Origin of the sequence: Vibrio sp. 10N.222.54.A3 (genome assembly GCF_041474095.1) — a bacterium.
Lineage (GTDB): Bacteria > Pseudomonadota > Gammaproteobacteria > Enterobacterales > Vibrionaceae > Vibrio > Vibrio crassostreae_C.
Genome location: NZ_JBFRTN010000014.1, coordinates 16,621 through 31,199 on the forward strand (window position 1 = coordinate 16,621; position 14,579 = coordinate 31,199).

At 44.9% G+C, this 14,579-nt stretch carries 19 protein-coding genes; 15 read left to right on the forward strand and 4 right to left on the reverse strand.

From position 1 onward, the window contains the following. Nucleotides 1-13: 13 nt before the first annotated feature. A complete protein-coding gene (locus tag AB4507_RS03585) occupies nucleotides 14-634 on the forward strand; it encodes an energy transducer TonB (RefSeq protein WP_008219721.1) in 621 nt (206 codons plus the stop codon). Then, nucleotides 631-1,809 (forward strand): tetratricopeptide repeat protein, encoded by a 1,179-nt coding sequence (locus AB4507_RS03590; protein WP_372182238.1) that lies wholly within the window; start codon nucleotides 631-633, stop codon nucleotides 1,807-1,809. Before AB4507_RS03585 ends, AB4507_RS03590 begins: the two co-directional genes overlap by 4 nt. Before the next feature lie 129 nt (nucleotides 1,810-1,938). Here AB4507_RS03590 and AB4507_RS03595 read toward each other — a convergent pair whose 3' ends face one another. Continuing rightward, nucleotides 1,939-2,259: a hypothetical protein gene (locus AB4507_RS03595; RefSeq protein ID WP_229647494.1), complete on the reverse strand. Its 321-nt coding sequence runs from the start codon at nucleotides 2,257-2,259 to the stop codon at nucleotides 1,939-1,941. Nucleotides 2,260-2,602: 343 nt separating this feature from the next. Here AB4507_RS03595 and AB4507_RS03600 point away from each other — a divergent pair, with 343 nt between their 5' ends. The 9 genes from AB4507_RS03600 to AB4507_RS03640 all read left to right on the forward strand — a co-directional run bounded on the left by AB4507_RS03600 (nucleotide 2,603) and on the right by AB4507_RS03640 (nucleotide 9,290). Next, complete coding sequence (locus AB4507_RS03600; RefSeq protein WP_017062546.1) at nucleotides 2,603-3,232, forward strand: PepSY-associated TM helix domain-containing protein; 630 nt, start codon at nucleotides 2,603-2,605, stop codon at nucleotides 3,230-3,232. Nucleotides 3,233-3,303: 71 nt separating this feature from the next. Continuing rightward, a complete protein-coding gene (locus tag AB4507_RS03605; protein ID WP_017062545.1) occupies nucleotides 3,304-3,822 on the forward strand; it encodes a DUF2271 domain-containing protein in 519 nt (172 codons plus the stop codon). A 118-nt stretch (nucleotides 3,823-3,940) separates the two neighbouring features. Further along, nucleotides 3,941-4,777 carry a DUF4198 domain-containing protein gene (locus tag AB4507_RS03610; protein WP_017062544.1) on the forward strand — a complete coding sequence of 279 codons (837 nt, stop codon included), beginning with the start codon at nucleotides 3,941-3,943 and terminating at the stop codon, nucleotides 4,775-4,777. Between the two features lie 115 nt (nucleotides 4,778-4,892). Beyond that, a complete protein-coding gene (locus AB4507_RS03615) occupies nucleotides 4,893-5,228 on the forward strand; it encodes a hypothetical protein (protein ID WP_017062543.1) in 336 nt (111 codons plus the stop codon). After that, nucleotides 5,225-5,803: a DUF6162 family protein gene (locus AB4507_RS03620; protein WP_029235381.1), complete on the forward strand. Its 579-nt coding sequence runs from the start codon at nucleotides 5,225-5,227 to the stop codon at nucleotides 5,801-5,803. Before AB4507_RS03615 ends, AB4507_RS03620 begins: the two co-directional genes overlap by 4 nt. Nucleotides 5,804-5,819: 16 nt before the next feature. After that, nucleotides 5,820-6,755, forward strand: a complete 936-nt coding sequence (locus AB4507_RS03625; RefSeq protein ID WP_017069113.1) for a metal ABC transporter solute-binding protein, Zn/Mn family — start codon at nucleotides 5,820-5,822, stop codon at nucleotides 6,753-6,755. Next, nucleotides 6,755-7,489 carry a metal ABC transporter ATP-binding protein gene (locus tag AB4507_RS03630; protein ID WP_372097988.1) on the forward strand — a complete coding sequence of 245 codons (735 nt, stop codon included), beginning with the start codon at nucleotides 6,755-6,757 and terminating at the stop codon, nucleotides 7,487-7,489. The genes AB4507_RS03625 and AB4507_RS03630 overlap by 1 nt, the downstream gene beginning before the upstream one ends. Next, complete coding sequence (locus AB4507_RS03635) at nucleotides 7,489-8,364, forward strand: metal ABC transporter permease (protein ID WP_372097989.1); 876 nt, start codon at nucleotides 7,489-7,491, stop codon at nucleotides 8,362-8,364. The genes AB4507_RS03630 and AB4507_RS03635 overlap by 1 nt, the downstream gene beginning before the upstream one ends. A gap of 2 nt (nucleotides 8,365-8,366) precedes the next feature. After that, nucleotides 8,367-9,290: an ABC transporter substrate-binding protein gene (locus AB4507_RS03640; protein WP_372182239.1), complete on the forward strand. Its 924-nt coding sequence runs from the start codon at nucleotides 8,367-8,369 to the stop codon at nucleotides 9,288-9,290. Nucleotides 9,291-9,404: 114 nt separating this feature from the next. Here the strand turns inward: AB4507_RS03640 and AB4507_RS03645 are convergent, their stop codons facing one another. Next, complete coding sequence (locus AB4507_RS03645) at nucleotides 9,405-9,614, reverse strand: DUF2986 domain-containing protein (protein ID WP_017060973.1); 210 nt, start codon at nucleotides 9,612-9,614, stop codon at nucleotides 9,405-9,407. Nucleotides 9,615-9,711: 97 nt separating this feature from the next. Here AB4507_RS03645 and AB4507_RS03650 point away from each other — a divergent pair, with 97 nt between their 5' ends. After that, nucleotides 9,712-10,227, forward strand: a complete 516-nt coding sequence (locus AB4507_RS03650) for a GNAT family N-acetyltransferase (protein ID WP_017067858.1) — start codon at nucleotides 9,712-9,714, stop codon at nucleotides 10,225-10,227. A 3-nt stretch (nucleotides 10,228-10,230) separates the two neighbouring features. Then, nucleotides 10,231-10,626 (forward strand): nitrous oxide-stimulated promoter family protein, encoded by a 396-nt coding sequence (locus AB4507_RS03655; RefSeq protein ID WP_017064560.1) that lies wholly within the window; start codon nucleotides 10,231-10,233, stop codon nucleotides 10,624-10,626. Nucleotides 10,627-10,729: 103 nt separating this feature from the next. Here the strand turns inward: AB4507_RS03655 and AB4507_RS03660 are convergent, their stop codons facing one another. Next, entirely contained in the window at nucleotides 10,730-12,127 is a 1,398-nt protein-coding gene (locus AB4507_RS03660) for an MATE family efflux transporter (RefSeq protein ID WP_102428358.1), read from the reverse strand. 50 nt (nucleotides 12,128-12,177) lie between these two features. Here AB4507_RS03660 and AB4507_RS03665 point away from each other — a divergent pair, with 50 nt between their 5' ends. After that, nucleotides 12,178-13,071 carry a helix-turn-helix transcriptional regulator gene (locus AB4507_RS03665; protein WP_372182240.1) on the forward strand — a complete coding sequence of 298 codons (894 nt, stop codon included), beginning with the start codon at nucleotides 12,178-12,180 and terminating at the stop codon, nucleotides 13,069-13,071. Between the two features lie 134 nt (nucleotides 13,072-13,205). Here the strand turns inward: AB4507_RS03665 and AB4507_RS03670 are convergent, their stop codons facing one another. Next, entirely contained in the window at nucleotides 13,206-14,357 is a 1,152-nt protein-coding gene (locus AB4507_RS03670; RefSeq protein ID WP_372182241.1) for an MFS transporter, read from the reverse strand. On the opposite strand from AB4507_RS03670, the gene AB4507_RS03675 reads away from it, so the two are divergent. Continuing rightward, complete coding sequence (locus AB4507_RS03675; RefSeq protein WP_017060129.1) at nucleotides 14,329-14,568, forward strand: hypothetical protein; 240 nt, start codon at nucleotides 14,329-14,331, stop codon at nucleotides 14,566-14,568. The two genes, AB4507_RS03670 and AB4507_RS03675, sit on opposite strands and share 29 nt — an antisense overlap. The last annotated feature ends 11 nt before the right edge of the window (nucleotides 14,569-14,579 follow it).

A 14,579-nucleotide genomic window follows, 5' to 3' on the forward strand; every position in this document is an offset into this window, starting at 1 on the left:
AGGATCTTCATAAATGATTCGCCTATTTCTTGCTTTACCGCTAGCGGGCGCGTTGGGCTTAGCGCTGTTTTCTTTCATGGCTTGGATGGTCGATAATGGCCACCAACGTTCACCAGACGATAGCGAGACGTTAAGTTTCAACATGGTAATGGTGGAACAAGAACAAGAAGTTCAAAGAAGACAACGCGCAGTCCCTGAAAAACCAGAAATGCCAGAGCCGCCACCGGAAGCGCAAACGTCTCAGTCACAAGCTGAAGTTACGCCTCTGAATTCGATGTCTTCTTTGCCTTCATTGGATTTGAACACATCCATTGATGGCTTAGCGATTAACGCACCGACATTCTCTGATTTTGGGTCAAACCAACAAGCAATGCCTTTGTATCGAGTAGAGCCTCGTTATCCAGCGAAAGCGCTTAAGCGTGGAGCTGAAGGCCATGTGATTATGTCTTTTACTATCGATGAAACGGGACGTCCAATTGACATTCAAGTCACTGACGCAAACCCACGTCGTATGTTTGAACGTGAAGCGATGAGAGCACTTAAAAAATGGAAATATCAACCGAAAGTCGTCGATGGAAAAGCGATAGCTCAGGTTGGTCAAACCGTGAAACTAGAGTTTAAGTTGGCAAAATGATGAAACATATATGGATATTAGTGGGCTTGTTGTTAATGCCCCTTACAACACAGGCACAAGAGCTAACCCAATATACTGCTATTCGTGTTCAAAAGGCGCATAAGCTTGCTCAAGATGAACAGGTTAAACAGGCCATTGACGTACTAGCAGGTTTAGAGCTTTCTAAGGGCTACGACAAAGCGTACGTAGCTCGTATGCTAGGTGTTTTTTACTGGCAAGATGGCAAAACCGATAAGGCGATTAAGCAGCTTACATACGCCGTCGATACCAATTTGCTTGTGGATGAACAAGCTTGGATAACGAAGCGTATGCTTGCGGATCTGTTATTAAACGATCAACAGTTCAAAAACGCGCTTCCACATTACTACGAGTTAGTAAAAACAGCGCCAGAGGCAGAAAAGAAAGACGTGCTTTGGATGCGAATTGCACAAGCGGAATACCAAATCGAAAACTGGTCAAAAGTACTGGTTGCTATTGGTAATCGCGACAAGTTCAATGCGAAATCAGAACTGTCGCCTCTTTCGCTAAAATTGGGTGCACAACTACAGTTAAAGCAATGGAAGCAATCTATTCCAACACTGGAAAGCCTGATTGAACTTCAGCCAGAAAAAGACAACTGGTGGCGTCAACTTGTGGGTATTCAGTTAAGACTAGAGCGTAACCGCGATGCATTGAACACACTAGCGTTGGCTGATCTTCAAGGGGTAGAGCTGAAGAACTCAGATCGCCGCTTGTTAGCGCAGCTTTACGCGAAACGTGGCATTCCAGAGCGCGCAGCACAAGAAATTAGTAAGTTAGATGATGCGAACAGCGATGTTCAACTCCTGGCTGAGCAAGCAACCTACTGGCAGTTAGCGAAAGAGTGGGACAGTGCTATTGAAGTGTGGACGTTAGCGTCTAGAAAAGACACGCAATATCATTGGAATGTGGCTCAGTTACTGGTTCAACAAGGTTACTACGATCGTGCTCTGGTTGTTTTGGATAAAGTGAAAGACAAGAACAAGCAAGCTGATGTTGCTTTAGCGAAAGTACGTTCATGGTACAAGCTAAAGAATCTTGATAATGCTCTTGCTCAAGCGAAACGTGCGAACAACATTGAGCCTTCTTCTGAAGCAAAAGGTTGGATTAAATATCTGACTCAGCTAAGAACGGTTAGTGAAAACGGCAACGTCTAACTGCTGTTAACGCAAAAGAAGACAAGAGAAAGTAGTAAATAGAAAAGGGTGTCATTTGATGGTTCAAATGACACCCTTTTTAATTTTGGCGGTTAAAGCTTTTTGAACTTTATCGTTCCAATGCGGCAGTTAAGGCTCGCACATCGTGCCGCTGGACGTAGCACTTTGAATCACGCCGCTGGTATCAGCAACCCAATTAATGGTGCAGTCACGATAAGGGTTTTTGAATGCGTGTACTGTATAACCATTGTCTAACGGTTTCTTGGTTTCAATCCAAGCATAGTTTCGAGACGCCCAAAAACTGATAGGGCGTGACCGTTCGGTGAGATAACGTTCTTGTACATCGGTTATGTCTGAACCGATGTATTGTTGAATATGTTCTTCCGTGCTGATTATTTGGCTGGTGCACGCCGTCACTAGCGCAGCAAAAGCCAAAACAAAAATACGCATTTCAAATCCTTTTAAGCTTCATTAGCTATCATCAAACCAGTGATCAAATAGTCCCAACTTTCTATCCTTAAAGCTACGACTGTTACCTTAAACCCATCTCAATCAAGCATGTTGAGATTGAGCTTTTTTGAGCTTTGACCCTGTTATCAATAACCTCTAATAAAACGAATCAAATCCCTTTAGTACACGTTAGCAAGAATATGCATACAGTTCGATTACTTCCCATGTAATGTTATGTAAATTTCCTTACGCCACTCGGCAAACGTAAACAATGTAAATTGAATGCCAATACGAATGATTATCAACTAAATTGTCGCCATAAAATTTATAGGTATTGGTTTGTATGTCGTTAAAAAGTAGGGCGGTTCAGTCATGGGCTCGTCGACTTCATGTTTATATTTCTATGGCGCTTCTGTTCGTGGTTCTTTTTTTCTCAGTAACCGGTATCACCCTGAACCGACCTGAGTTATTTGAATCAAGCCAACCCAATATCCAACGCTCTACGCTAACGCTTCCTACAAGTTTATTTACGGTTCAAGACGGACGTTTAAAAGCTGACGAGACAGCCTTTGAAACGTTTCTGTTCGAAGAAGCCAACCTCTCCGGCGTTCCTTCTGGTTTGGACATCTATGCAGAGATTGAAGATGGTGAGTTGCTCATCGGTGAGGTATCTATGGACTTCAAAGGACCCGGCTACAACGCTTCCGTTTTTGTTGACGTTACGTCTGAGTTTGTAGAAGTCGAAACCACTAATTACGGCGTTATCGCATTGTTGAACGATCTGCATAAAGGTCGTAACAGCGGTGAAGTATGGAAATGGTTTATCGATATCACTGCGCTATTGATGATCTTCTTTGTGCTTACTGGCGTGTGCTTACTGTTACCTAAGAAAAAGACGCTTAATACTTCCATCAAATGGACGGTGTTTGGGTCTGCAATCTCATTGGTTATCTATTTTGTCGCCGTGCCTTAACGCTTGATTCGATTGATGAATCGGATTGAAGAGCGAACTTAAGGTTAAACGGATTTAAAAGGTTGTTAAAAATGAAAAAAATGAACTGGAGCAAGGCGCTTCTTGCTTTATCACTTTTGCCAAGCCTAGGTATGGCACAAGCGATTCCTGATACGGCAAAACTTGATGTGAGCTTCGAGCTTCCAAAGATTGATACCTCTATGTATGCGCGTCCTTATGTGGCGGTGTGGGTAGAGAACAGCGAACGAAAGTCAGTGAAAACCATTGAGCTTTGGGTCGGTAAAGACGAATGGCTTAAGGATCTGCGCAGCTGGTGGAGAAAGGTTGGCCGTTACGATCGTGAACTGGTTGATGCTGTGACGTCTGCAACACGTCCTGCTGGCCAGTACCGTTTCGTGTGGGATGGTAAGAGCGACAGCGGTGAAACGTTAGAACAAGGCGAGTACACGGTTCATATCGAAGTGGTTCGTGAACACGGTGGCCGTAATTACCTTCGCCAAAAAGTATCACTCGCAGATTCAAACATATCTTACGAATTAAAAGCAACGGAAGAGACGGGTGAAATCACCCTGAACTACATCGCTAAATAGCAAGTGCGAACAGTAACTAGTAAGTACGAACTAAAACCAAGCTGAACAGAATAGACAGTGGTCATCGTAGGCTCAGATAGAGCGACACGGCTAACAATTATGAATAATGGAATTGAACATGATGAAACAGACAAAAATCAAAGCACTTGCTCTAGCGGGTGTGATGGCATTCGGCCTAGCAGCAACGACAACGGCACAAGCTCACCCACGTTGGATTTTGCCATCTCACTTTACTGTATCTAAAGAAGGTGGTGATTGGCTAACGTTCGATGTTACTGCGTCTCACGGTACGTTTGTTTTTGATAAGCCTGCTGGAAGCGAAAATGCTCATGTCATCATGCCAGATGGCCGCAGCGAGCGTCCTAACTTCGTTATTCGTGGCAAACGTCGTTCAATCTTCGACTTCTATTTTGAAGAAGAAGGTACACACAAAGTGGCGATCAACAACCAGCCGTCTTACTACACGCAATACAAAGCGGGTCGCCGTGACACGGTGAAGTGGATTAAAGCAAACAAAGCTGAGCGTGACTCAGTTCTACCTGAAAAATCACGTGACGTGGTAACGCAGATCAGCTTCACTCGTGCAGAAAGCTACATCACGGTAGGTAAGCCAACGGATTCAGTGTTCAAAATTGAAGGCAAGCTTCTAGAAATGAAGCCTGTGACACACCCTTCAGATATCGTTGAAGGCGAACCTGTGACATTCCAGTTCTTCTACAACGGTGAAATCCAGAAAGACGTGAAAGCGGAGATTACTCGTGAAGGTACGCTTTACCGCAACCACCAAGAGCAGATTGATGTGGTGAGTGATGAGAACGGTGAAATCACGTTTACTCCAGACGTAGCAGGTCGTTACGTAATGAAAGCGAACTACAAAGGTGAGTTGATTGACAACCCACTGGCAGACAAAGCAAGCGCGAACGTTCACCTAACGTTCGAAGCGCTGCTTCAATAGTCTGTGATATCGGGGCTAGATCCCTGATTAAGAATCAAAAAAACTTAAGGGCTCATTTGAGCCCTTTACGCTCAGTTTACTTCTGAGAATTTGCACTGTGGCTAGGGTACGAACCATGACAATAAAAACAAAACTTAACGCTTTAATGACTCCTTGCTTAGCATTGGGACTTGGTTTCGCTGCATTACCTGCGCAAGCACACTTTCCACTGATGAGCTGCTGGTTTGAAGGTAAGACTGTTGCTTGTGAAGCGGGTTATTCGGATGGCAGCAAAGCGATTGATTACGCAGTTGAGATGTACGATTACGAAGACAACTTGATTGCAAAAGAGATGACAGATAAACGTTCTATCGTTGAATTCCCACATCCTGACACTGAGTTCTACCTTGTGTTCGATTCAGGTCATGAGTTTCCAGTTGAAGTTGATGTTGTAGAGATCAGTGAAAAATGATGATTCAAAGCGTACGTGCTGATACGGGCGGCAGAGAGGGCAAATGGGTAGGACTGATCATTGTGTTCATCCTTTGCTTTGCAACTGTCGCAATCCCATTTCATCAAGCTGAATCCCACGTTAAAGCAGTGCTTGATCATCAAATTCTAGTGACTGATGTTGAACAAGAAAACTTGGCGATGCTATCAGAGCTGCGTTTAGCGCATGAAGAAATCCGTGACCTGCGCATGGACTCAGATGGTGAATGGCCGAGTGTTGCATCACTTAAAGATGAATGGGTTGCCCCGTTTGTAGAAGATCAGAGTTGGAAGCGCAAAGGTTCTCATGCTTGGGTACTGGACGAGCGTGGTTATTACTTTTCTACTCCAAGTGAACAAGCTACGCCTACCGATCATGGTTTTGCGGATTCCTTTATTTTAAATGCGAACAGCGTTTCTCCTGAAATCTGGATCTTCTTGGGCGGTGTAGCGAAACAGCCCGCTACTTTTGACCAACACACGCTAGAGTCTACGGGTTGGAAAATGGTCGTGAACGAATCAGAAATTGAACAGCATCATGAAAGCGATGCTCACTAATAATAAGAGAATTACTATGCGAATTATGACTCTGTTCATGTCGTTATTAGCGGTGTTCATGGCACCCAATGCATTGGCAAAAGAATATAAGATCGACAGCAACAAGCTGACGATTGGTATCACGCTTCAACCTTACTACAGCTACGTAAAAGCAGTAGTAGGCGACAAAGTGAACATCCTTCCTTTGGTTGATGCCGGCTTTAATCCGCATAACTACTTGCCACAACCGAACGACTTGAAGAGATTGAGCCAGATGGACGCCATCGTGGTAAACGGTATTGGTCACGATGACTTCGCGCTTAAAGTGATTTCAGCCGCGCAACGTGATGACCTAGTCGTGATCGAAGCAAACAAAGAAGTGCCTCTACTTCCTGCTCTTGGTCAGTCTGTTGGTCAAGGTGCCGTTAACCCACATACCTTTGTTGGGCTTTCGACAACAATTCAAAAGGTTTACACCATCGCGAGTGAGGTCTCTAAGCTCGACCCTGACAACGCGGCTTTTTATCGTAAGAATGCACGTAAATACGCAAAGCAATTTCGCTTTATGAAGCGCGATGCGATGTTGTCATTAGGTGAGTTAGATACTTCAGGTATGAAGGTGGCGACCACGCACAATGCGTATGGGTACATTCTGCAAGAGTTTGGTGTAGATGTGGCGGCGGTGATTGAGCCAGCACACGGTGTTGAGCCAAGTGCGAGCCAACTGCAAGATACGATCGAAAAGATCCGCGCTTCGGGCATTGATGTTTTGTTCTATGAGCTCAACATGCCAAATCGCTTTGTTGACACCATTGAAGCGGAAACAGGTGTTCAGCTTTACCGTTTTTCTCACATGACGCACGGCGAATATGCAGACGATAAAGTCGAAGTTGAGATGAAGAAGAACCTCGAGACGTTAATCGAAGCTATGAAATTTGCGGCGGCGAACCAAGCTAAAAGCGGGAACGCATAATGTTAGGTCCATCGATTTCAATCAATCACCTCGGTCTGCAATACGACAACAACGTCATTCTTGACGATATCTCACTAGAACTTAAAGCGGGTCAGTGTCATGTAATCATGGGGCCAAACGGCGGTGGTAAAACTTCTCTGCTGCGCTCTGTTCTTGGCCTTACGCCTTTCTCTGGGCAAATCAATATTCATTGGCCAGAAAAGCCAAGTATTGGTTACGTTCCTCAAAAAGCGACCTTCGAATCGAGCTTGCCTTTGACGGTCATGGATTTCGTGTTGCTTAACCAAACTCGAATTCCGCTATTTTGGCGTCGTAAGTCCAAGCAATTGGATCTTGCATTAGCACAATTGGATCGCGTCGGTATGGCGACACGTAGCGATCGCCGAATGGGACAGTTGTCGGGTGGTGAGCAGCAACGTGTGTTGTTTGCTCAAGCGCTATTGGATAACCCAAGTCTATTGGTGTTGGATGAACCAACGACCGGTATGGATGAACAGGGCGTTCGTTATCTTGAATCGCTGATTCGTGAATGTGTTGACGAGGGTCGCACGATCCTTGCGGTTCACCACGATGTAACCGCAGTACGTCGCCTTGAAGCCAATGTACATGTTGTGAATCGATTCTTGGTTGATAGTGGTCCACACGAACAGGTACTACATCCAAGTAAGATTGAAAGCTTATTCCAGCATTACAGCAGTGGTGCTGCGATGAACAAACCGAAGGAGGTTGCGTAATGGATTGGCTACGACAACTTGCCGTAAGTGGTGTTGAAGCGGGTTGGTTATCTGGCAGCTTCATGTATGCGTTCATGGTCAATGCACTGGTTGCTGCATTGTTACTGGGCCCGTTACTAGGTGGCCTGGGTACTTTGGTGATTGCCAAGCGTCTGGCTTTCTTCTCAGAAGCCGTCGGCCACGCAGCGTTAACCGGTATCGCTATTGGTGTTTTGCTTGGCGAGCCACCAGAAAACCCAATTATTGGTCTGTTTAGCTTCTGTATGATCTTCGCGCTGCTTCTTCACTTTGTAAGAAACAGAACCAATGTGCCATACGATACTTTAGTTGGCGTTTTCCTTGCTTTAGCACTGGCAGTGGGTGCGGCGTTACTGATGTATGTTGCTCGTAAGATCAATATCCACATGCTTGAAAACGTACTGTTTGGCTCGATTCTTACGGTAACAGACCAAGACTTAGCGATTCTCGCAGGTAGTTGCGCGATCATCATCTTGCTCTTGATACCGACATTCAACCGCATTCTCCTGACTTGTATCAGCCCTGATATAGCTAAGGTTCGTGGTTACAACACCAGCTTTTACGATTACTTGTTTGTCATGATGATCACCTTAGTGACAATTGCAGCGGTGAAGATCGTAGGTGCAGTTCTAGTGGGTGCTTTATTGTTGATTCCAGGTGCGACCGCTCGATTGTTAACTAAACGTATGGGGAGCTTTGTTCTCTTGTCGGCATTACTCGCAACCATCGCATGTTTGGTTGGAACCGTGTTGCCTATGGAACTCAAACTGCCAGTGCCATCGGGCGCTTCAATCATCATCGTTTCTGCAACGTTTTTCCTAGCAGCAACGCTATACCGAATTGTAAGAAAGGCGTAATCATGACTTGTTTAATGAATCGTATCGCTAGCTCAGTAAAAGCAACGGCTCAAGTGAGTGTACTTGGTAGTGTATTAATGGCTGGTTCTGTGATGTCACTGAACGTGAATGCAGAAGACATCCTAACCAGTACACCTGTGACTTATGCATTGGCGACAGAGCTAACCAAAGGCACAGACATTACGACCGAATATCTACCACCTAAGCGCTACGGCATTGATCGTCTGCCAAACTGGTTTGGTACTAAAGGCGCAAGCAAAGTCCTTCAATCCGGCGAAAAGGCGACCGTAGCATTAACGCTGTCATCTATTTGGCAAGCTGATCCTACATTTGTATACGCAAGACAGGGCAATATCCGTTTGGTTGAAGTGGATGCGGCTCAAGCGATTACACCGCGCGCGCAAGGTGTAGCTGCGCTGACGTTATCAAATGGTGAAGTGTCTAAATACGCGTGGTTAAACCCAACCAATCTAACGCGTATGGCGGCAATTGTGGCTGATGACTTTAAGTTGTTGTGGCCGGCGCAAGCTGAGAACATTGATAGCAACCTACAACGCGTGATGCTTGATGTTCGTGAACTGATTAACAAGCAACAAGCGGTGTTATTGGATAACGACGTAGATTCAGTATTGTTGCTTTCAGAAAGTTTGGAAGATTTCGCTTCAGGTAGTCAACTGTTTGTTGAAGAGCGTATATTCAAAGCTGAACTGGAATGGACAGTTCAAGACAAAGCCAAACTCAAAGCGATGTTTTCGGAAGATGATGCTCTATGGTTAGTTACAGCGAAAAAGCCAAGCAACTTGATTAAATCATTGGTACCGAATGAGCGTATCTTGGTAGTGGATTCTGTTGATCGTTGGGGCAGAGCGGGAATCAACGCAAAAGCACCGTTTGCCCGTTGGGAAGTGCAGCCATTCAAAGGCTAACCAGCGCGATTAAAAATGGTAGGATCAAAAAAGCAGCCCAATTTGAGGCTGCTTTTTTGTTCTTGTCTGTTGGCTCTGAAAAGAGTGTCAGACAAGAGAACTGCGAGTATAAACTTACTCTGCAGCTTTTGTCTCTTCAGCTTCAACAGTTGCTTCTACTGAACCTTCAGCTTGCTCTTGAGCTGCTTTCGCTTGTTCTTCAGCTTCCATTTTTGCACGGTCAGCTTTAGAGATGTAGCGAGGCTTGTTGCTACTATGCAGTTTAGAATTCGCCTGTTTCTGCTTCTTTTTTAGAATTTGATTGATTTTTTTCTTACGGTTCATTGCTGCATAGCCTTGTATTTAGTTTAGGCGGTGGAGGATAATCATTTTAGCTCTAGAACTCAATATTTACATGGTATTCAGCAAGGAAAATATCACTATGCAGTCAGTCGAGACCGAACGTTTAAGATTAAGAATGATCACACCTCAAGATGCGGCGTTTATTCAACGACTATACAGCTCAGAAGATTTCCTGCGTTACATTGGTGATAAGGAAATCAACGACACTGAAAAGGCTGTCGAGTACATTGAAAACAACATTCTTAAGATGCATGAAGAGAAGGGTGTCTGTTTGTTGATGGTTGAAATCAAAGAAACTTCAACGCCAATTGGTATCTGCGGATTAATAAAAAGAGACACCTTAGCGTCGCATGATATTGGCTACGGGTTTGCTCCTGAGTTTTATGGTCAAGGCTTTGCCCAAGAAGCCGCGGAGGCGATAATTGAACAAGCTAAGCAGAATGCTGATATCGATCATTTAGTTGCCATTACTACCTCTGATAACATTCGAAGTATCACACTACTGACTAAGTTAGGCTTTGTGTTCGAGCGAGTTGAAGATGTGATAAGCGAAAGCGTTAATCTCAACCTGTACGGTTTCTCATTAGGTAATTAAAACATGTTCCAACATAACAATATTCTACAAGGTGAGCTCGCAACGGAGTACAAAACCGTTATTGCGATGGTGCACATCTATTGCAAAGATCACCACGGTGAAGTTCGTCAGAATAACGCGTTATGTGAGGAGTGTGAGCAACTGTTGCGTTACGCCGAAACACGACTGGATAGATGTCCTTATGGCGAAGCAAAACCGACCTGTAATAAGTGTCCGATTCATTGCTATAAGCCCGATCCGAAAGAGCAGATGCGTTTAGTCATGCGCTATGCTGGGCCAAGAATGTTACTCAAGCATCCGATTTTAGCGATCAGACATTTGATACATGAAAAGCGAAAAGTGTCTGAGAAGCCACTGTCGAATGTGTCGAACCGCCATATCCGAATGAATAAGAAGTAACTGGCGTTTAAAAGTGGTTGCTGAAGAAACGAAAAAGGTCTGATTGCGCAGACCTTTTTGATGTAGATACACTTCCATCTCAGCTTGAATCTAGCCAAGTAGCCTATGCCGCTTGAGGCTCGTCATAGGTCACTGTGAGGTTGTTGATCCAGCGTCGGCTTAGGTAACGATGAGAACAAATTGCCAGTTTCACCACTTCTTCCACCAACATCAAACCATAGATGTATTTGAAATCCCATCCAGCGACAAACGCGCCGTAAACACATACTGGAATGCCGACCATCCACATTGCGATGAAATCCATACGAAGGCAGAACGCATTATCACCACCAGCACGAATAATACCGTTAATGATCACCATGTTGAGCATGCGAATCACGACCGCAAAGCACATGATCATCATCGCAGGTGAAGCAAGCGGGTATAAAGCGTCTTTGGTCAGGTTTAGCCATGACAGAACGTGCTCTTTACCCATAAACAATAGCAAGCCTACAACCGCACCAAAACCAACCACGGCTTTGATGAACGTCAGACCCATACTCATAGCGTCATCAAACTCATCACGACCGAGTGAGTGACCAAGCAACACGGAACACGCTACAGAAATACCAAAGAATATCGAGTAACACAGCGACTCAAAAGGCGCGAGCATAGAGAACACAGCAAGTTCCGTTGTGCCCATGTGACCGAAGATCATTTGGTATGCCATAGTACCCATTGCCCATAACACGGCATTCATCGTTAGTGGCAAAGCAATACGACGGTAAGACAACCATAATGACGGACGATGTGGTGAGCTAGGCGTGGTTAACAACCAGTGTTTACGCATGCGCATATAGCCATACATCAAACCCACTTGAATCAAGCGCGCTAAAGTGGTTGCCAATGCCGCACCTGCAACGCCCATCGCTGGAATACCGAAGGCACCTTTAATGAGTACGAAGTTAAGTGCGATGTTGAGGGCAATCGTGACCGCACCAAGCAATAGTGGTGTTACGGTGTCACCTGATGAGCGCATGCTTGCTTCTACCACGACCACAATGTGAGTCAGCAGAAGGACAGGGAATCCATACCACAGGTAAGTCGCGCCAAGTTCAATCACGGTTTGATCACTGGTCTGCAACATCATTAAAAACTGAGAACCAAGAGTGATGATTGCAGTAACAGGCAGCAGAACTTTTAAGCCAAACACCATTGCGATAGATGATACCGTTCGCGCGCTTTTTCGGTCGTTCTTTCCCCAGTATTGAGCGACTAATGTTCCGTTTGCTGAGGCCAACCCTGCCATAATCATAATAGCAACGAAGTGCCATTTTGATGCAATTCCCACAGCCGCAGCTGCTTCCATACCATAATCACTGACCATTAATACGTCAGCAAGGGCAAGAATAGCGACAAGCGCACTTTGTAAAGCAACAGGTAAACCCAGTTTAACGATACGAGGTAAGATGCTCTCTGGCTTGTTATTCATAGATGAGTTAGGGTTGATGTTAGTTGTCATAAGCTCTCCGATTTATGGCAGAACTATAGTGATTTGAGCGAAGTAACAACATGTTTAAAAAACAACAAAACCTGTGCGAATCCGTCATTGATTCAATGAGACCAAAATCAACTTGGCATGATGATGTTTTTCTCGCTGAACAGTGCAAAGAACGTTTTTTGACCGTTGAAGATATTCCAGAGATGAAAAGCTTTGGTGTCTATATGGGCGGCATGGCGAAGCTATATGATGGCTACTGGGTTGAGCGCGAATCCGTTAATGTTCATACGTTGATTTTCACTATGGAAGGTGGCGGCATTCTAACAACCGCAACATCGGTCCAAGCGATTACACCTTATACACTCGTGGTGCTTCCTGCTGAAACCCCATTTCGTTTTGAACTCGATCCTCAATATAATTATTGGAAAATGGCGTGGATGCTGACGCCTGACACCAAGCAATGGCAGCACATAGCAAGTTTAGGACAGGGGATTGTGCCTTTTGGAGAGTGTGAGCAGATCTGGTCATTAATGAACTTGGTTTACTTTGATATAGGCGGTAGAGCCAGTTACCGTAAGTTACTCTTGAGTGAAATTATCCGAACATTGACGGGGTTTGAGCCTAAGTCGACCAGCACCACTGCACGTGTTCAAGCGCTCTATAACGAAATTGAAAGTAGTCTGCATCAGCCATGGACAGTGGCAGGGATGGCTGAAAGAGTGTTTATCAGTGAAGAGCAACTCAATCGAGTCACCAAGACGCTATTCAACCTCTCACCACGCAGTAAATTGATTCAATTACGCATGGACAAAGCCACCAGTCTACTGAAATATCAAGATTGGTCAGTTTCTATGATTGCTAATCGCTTAGGCTACAAAGATCCTTATAACTTTTCGCATCGTTTCAAAAAGCATTTCGGTTTGTCACCCAGTCAATATCGAAAGAGCCATCGACTTCTTGGTTAGCCTTGCACGATGAAATGAGAAGTGTGGGAGAAGAAGGTTACATATAGGCATGAGTTGAAAAGAGCCCTTCGCTTAGACATAAAGTCTGAACTCGGAGCCCTAATGACACGCATCTAGTGTCTGTCTATTTAAGCTTACTCGCCTGCAATCTGTAGGTGAGAGCGCTTTAGGCTAGCAATCAACATGTAGATCGTTGTAGCAAGTAGAGACGCGAACAGGTAAGTGAACAATCCTGCTTGTGAATCCATAAAGCTGTCTGCAACGATTGGTCCCGCAACAGAACCGATGCTGTAGCAAAGTAGCATGATTTGAGTCACTGACACCAAGTAGCTTGGGTCAAGGTTACGGCAACCTAAGTTAATCGCGATTGGGTATAGCGCAAATGTGGCCATGCCTAATACGAACAAGCTCATGCCTAGTACGTAGAAATCGTGATTGATAGTCAGCACACCAATGCTTGCAACCCCTAGCAGGCAGAACAAAGCCATTAATAACACTTGTCCTACGTGGTGAGATAACCAAGTCACCATCGGCTGTACAGCCATACCACCCATGATAACCAAAGCCATCAAACCACCAATGTCTTCGTGTGCAATGTTACGTTGAGCAAGTTCAACTGGCATCAAGCCGTAAATCGCACCTAGCGTTAATCCGGAAACAATGCAGCCAATTAGCGCGCTGTGGCTTAATTTGCTGATCTGCTTTAAAGACAAAGATTGCGCATCGTGGATCTGTGGTGGAGTTGCTTGTCCGTACATCAGCACAATGATCGCACCAAACAGAAGGGTGAACATTGCGATGAAAGGTACGCCACCAGTAATACCTAGGTAACCGATACCAAGCTGACCAACTGCAGAACCGCCGTACAGTGAACACATGTAGATAGCGAGACGTTTTGCGCGTTGTGACTCGTCGCCGCTCATTAGCCAAGACTCTACAATCACGAAGATACCTGCAACCGCCACACCAGCCACAAAGCGAGCTAGTAGCCATACTGCTTGGTGTGGGATCAATGGCAATACAAGGATCGTTGCGATGAACACACTCAATGCGATGACGAACGCATCTTTGTGGCCAACACGCGCAATGGCACGTTCAATCAATAATGTACCAACCAGTAGACCTGCATAGAATGCACTCGCCAACCAACTCGATAGATCTTTGTCTAAGCCATACTCAGACAGCATTAATGGTAATGAACTCATTAAGTAGCCTGAAGCGATCGCGTAAAAAGACAATGCAATAACAGGAACAGTTATGCGAGTTGTTGGTTGGATGTTGTCCAATGCAGGAGCCTCTGATAGTAAAAGAAACGATGAATTTTCCGCGACTATGGGGGAGAAACTGAATTGGGTAAAACAAATAAAAATGGTCGTTAAGATAAAAGAAATTTATCGACCAACTAAACTAAAATACGGTTGCGATATTTGGTGGTTTGGCGAGATTTTATGCGGGCAAAAAGTCGTTAAGCCGTTGTTCATTGGTGGTTTAATTTAGAAAAAGATTGC

What these genes read in the sequence shown, in the direction of transcription:
- AB4507_RS03590 (WP_372182238.1), top strand. Translation starts at nt 631, where the DNA reads ATGATGAAACATATATGGATATTAGTGGGCTTGTTGTTAATGCCCCTT.
- AB4507_RS03665 (WP_372182240.1), top strand. Translation starts at nt 12,178, where the DNA reads ATGTTTAAAAAACAACAAAACCTGTGCGAATCCGTCATTGATTCAATG.
- AB4507_RS03600 (WP_017062546.1), top strand. Translation starts at nt 2,603, where the DNA reads ATGTCGTTAAAAAGTAGGGCGGTTCAGTCATGGGCTCGTCGACTTCAT.
- AB4507_RS03610 (WP_017062544.1), top strand. Translation starts at nt 3,941, where the DNA reads ATGATGAAACAGACAAAAATCAAAGCACTTGCTCTAGCGGGTGTGATG.
- AB4507_RS03655 (WP_017064560.1), top strand. Translation starts at nt 10,231, where the DNA reads ATGTTCCAACATAACAATATTCTACAAGGTGAGCTCGCAACGGAGTAC.
- AB4507_RS03615 (WP_017062543.1), top strand. Translation starts at nt 4,893, where the DNA reads ATGACAATAAAAACAAAACTTAACGCTTTAATGACTCCTTGCTTAGCA.
- AB4507_RS03635 (WP_372097989.1), top strand. Translation starts at nt 7,489, where the DNA reads ATGGATTGGCTACGACAACTTGCCGTAAGTGGTGTTGAAGCGGGTTGG.
- AB4507_RS03630 (WP_372097988.1), top strand. Translation starts at nt 6,755, where the DNA reads ATGTTAGGTCCATCGATTTCAATCAATCACCTCGGTCTGCAATACGAC.
- AB4507_RS03585 (WP_008219721.1), top strand. Translation starts at nt 14, where the DNA reads ATGATTCGCCTATTTCTTGCTTTACCGCTAGCGGGCGCGTTGGGCTTA.
- AB4507_RS03645 (WP_017060973.1), bottom strand. Translation starts at nt 9,614, where the DNA reads ATGAACCGTAAGAAAAAAATCAATCAAATTCTAAAAAAGAAGCAGAAA.
- AB4507_RS03595 (WP_229647494.1), bottom strand. Translation starts at nt 2,259, where the DNA reads ATGCGTATTTTTGTTTTGGCTTTTGCTGCGCTAGTGACGGCGTGCACC.
- AB4507_RS03650 (WP_017067858.1), top strand. Translation starts at nt 9,712, where the DNA reads ATGCAGTCAGTCGAGACCGAACGTTTAAGATTAAGAATGATCACACCT.
- AB4507_RS03660 (WP_102428358.1), bottom strand. Translation starts at nt 12,127, where the DNA reads ATGACAACTAACATCAACCCTAACTCATCTATGAATAACAAGCCAGAG.
- AB4507_RS03675 (WP_017060129.1), top strand. Translation starts at nt 14,329, where the DNA reads ATGCGAGTTGTTGGTTGGATGTTGTCCAATGCAGGAGCCTCTGATAGT.
- AB4507_RS03620 (WP_029235381.1), top strand. Translation starts at nt 5,225, where the DNA reads ATGATGATTCAAAGCGTACGTGCTGATACGGGCGGCAGAGAGGGCAAA.
- AB4507_RS03605 (WP_017062545.1), top strand. Translation starts at nt 3,304, where the DNA reads ATGAAAAAAATGAACTGGAGCAAGGCGCTTCTTGCTTTATCACTTTTG.
- AB4507_RS03640 (WP_372182239.1), top strand. Translation starts at nt 8,367, where the DNA reads ATGACTTGTTTAATGAATCGTATCGCTAGCTCAGTAAAAGCAACGGCT.
- AB4507_RS03625 (WP_017069113.1), top strand. Translation starts at nt 5,820, where the DNA reads ATGCGAATTATGACTCTGTTCATGTCGTTATTAGCGGTGTTCATGGCA.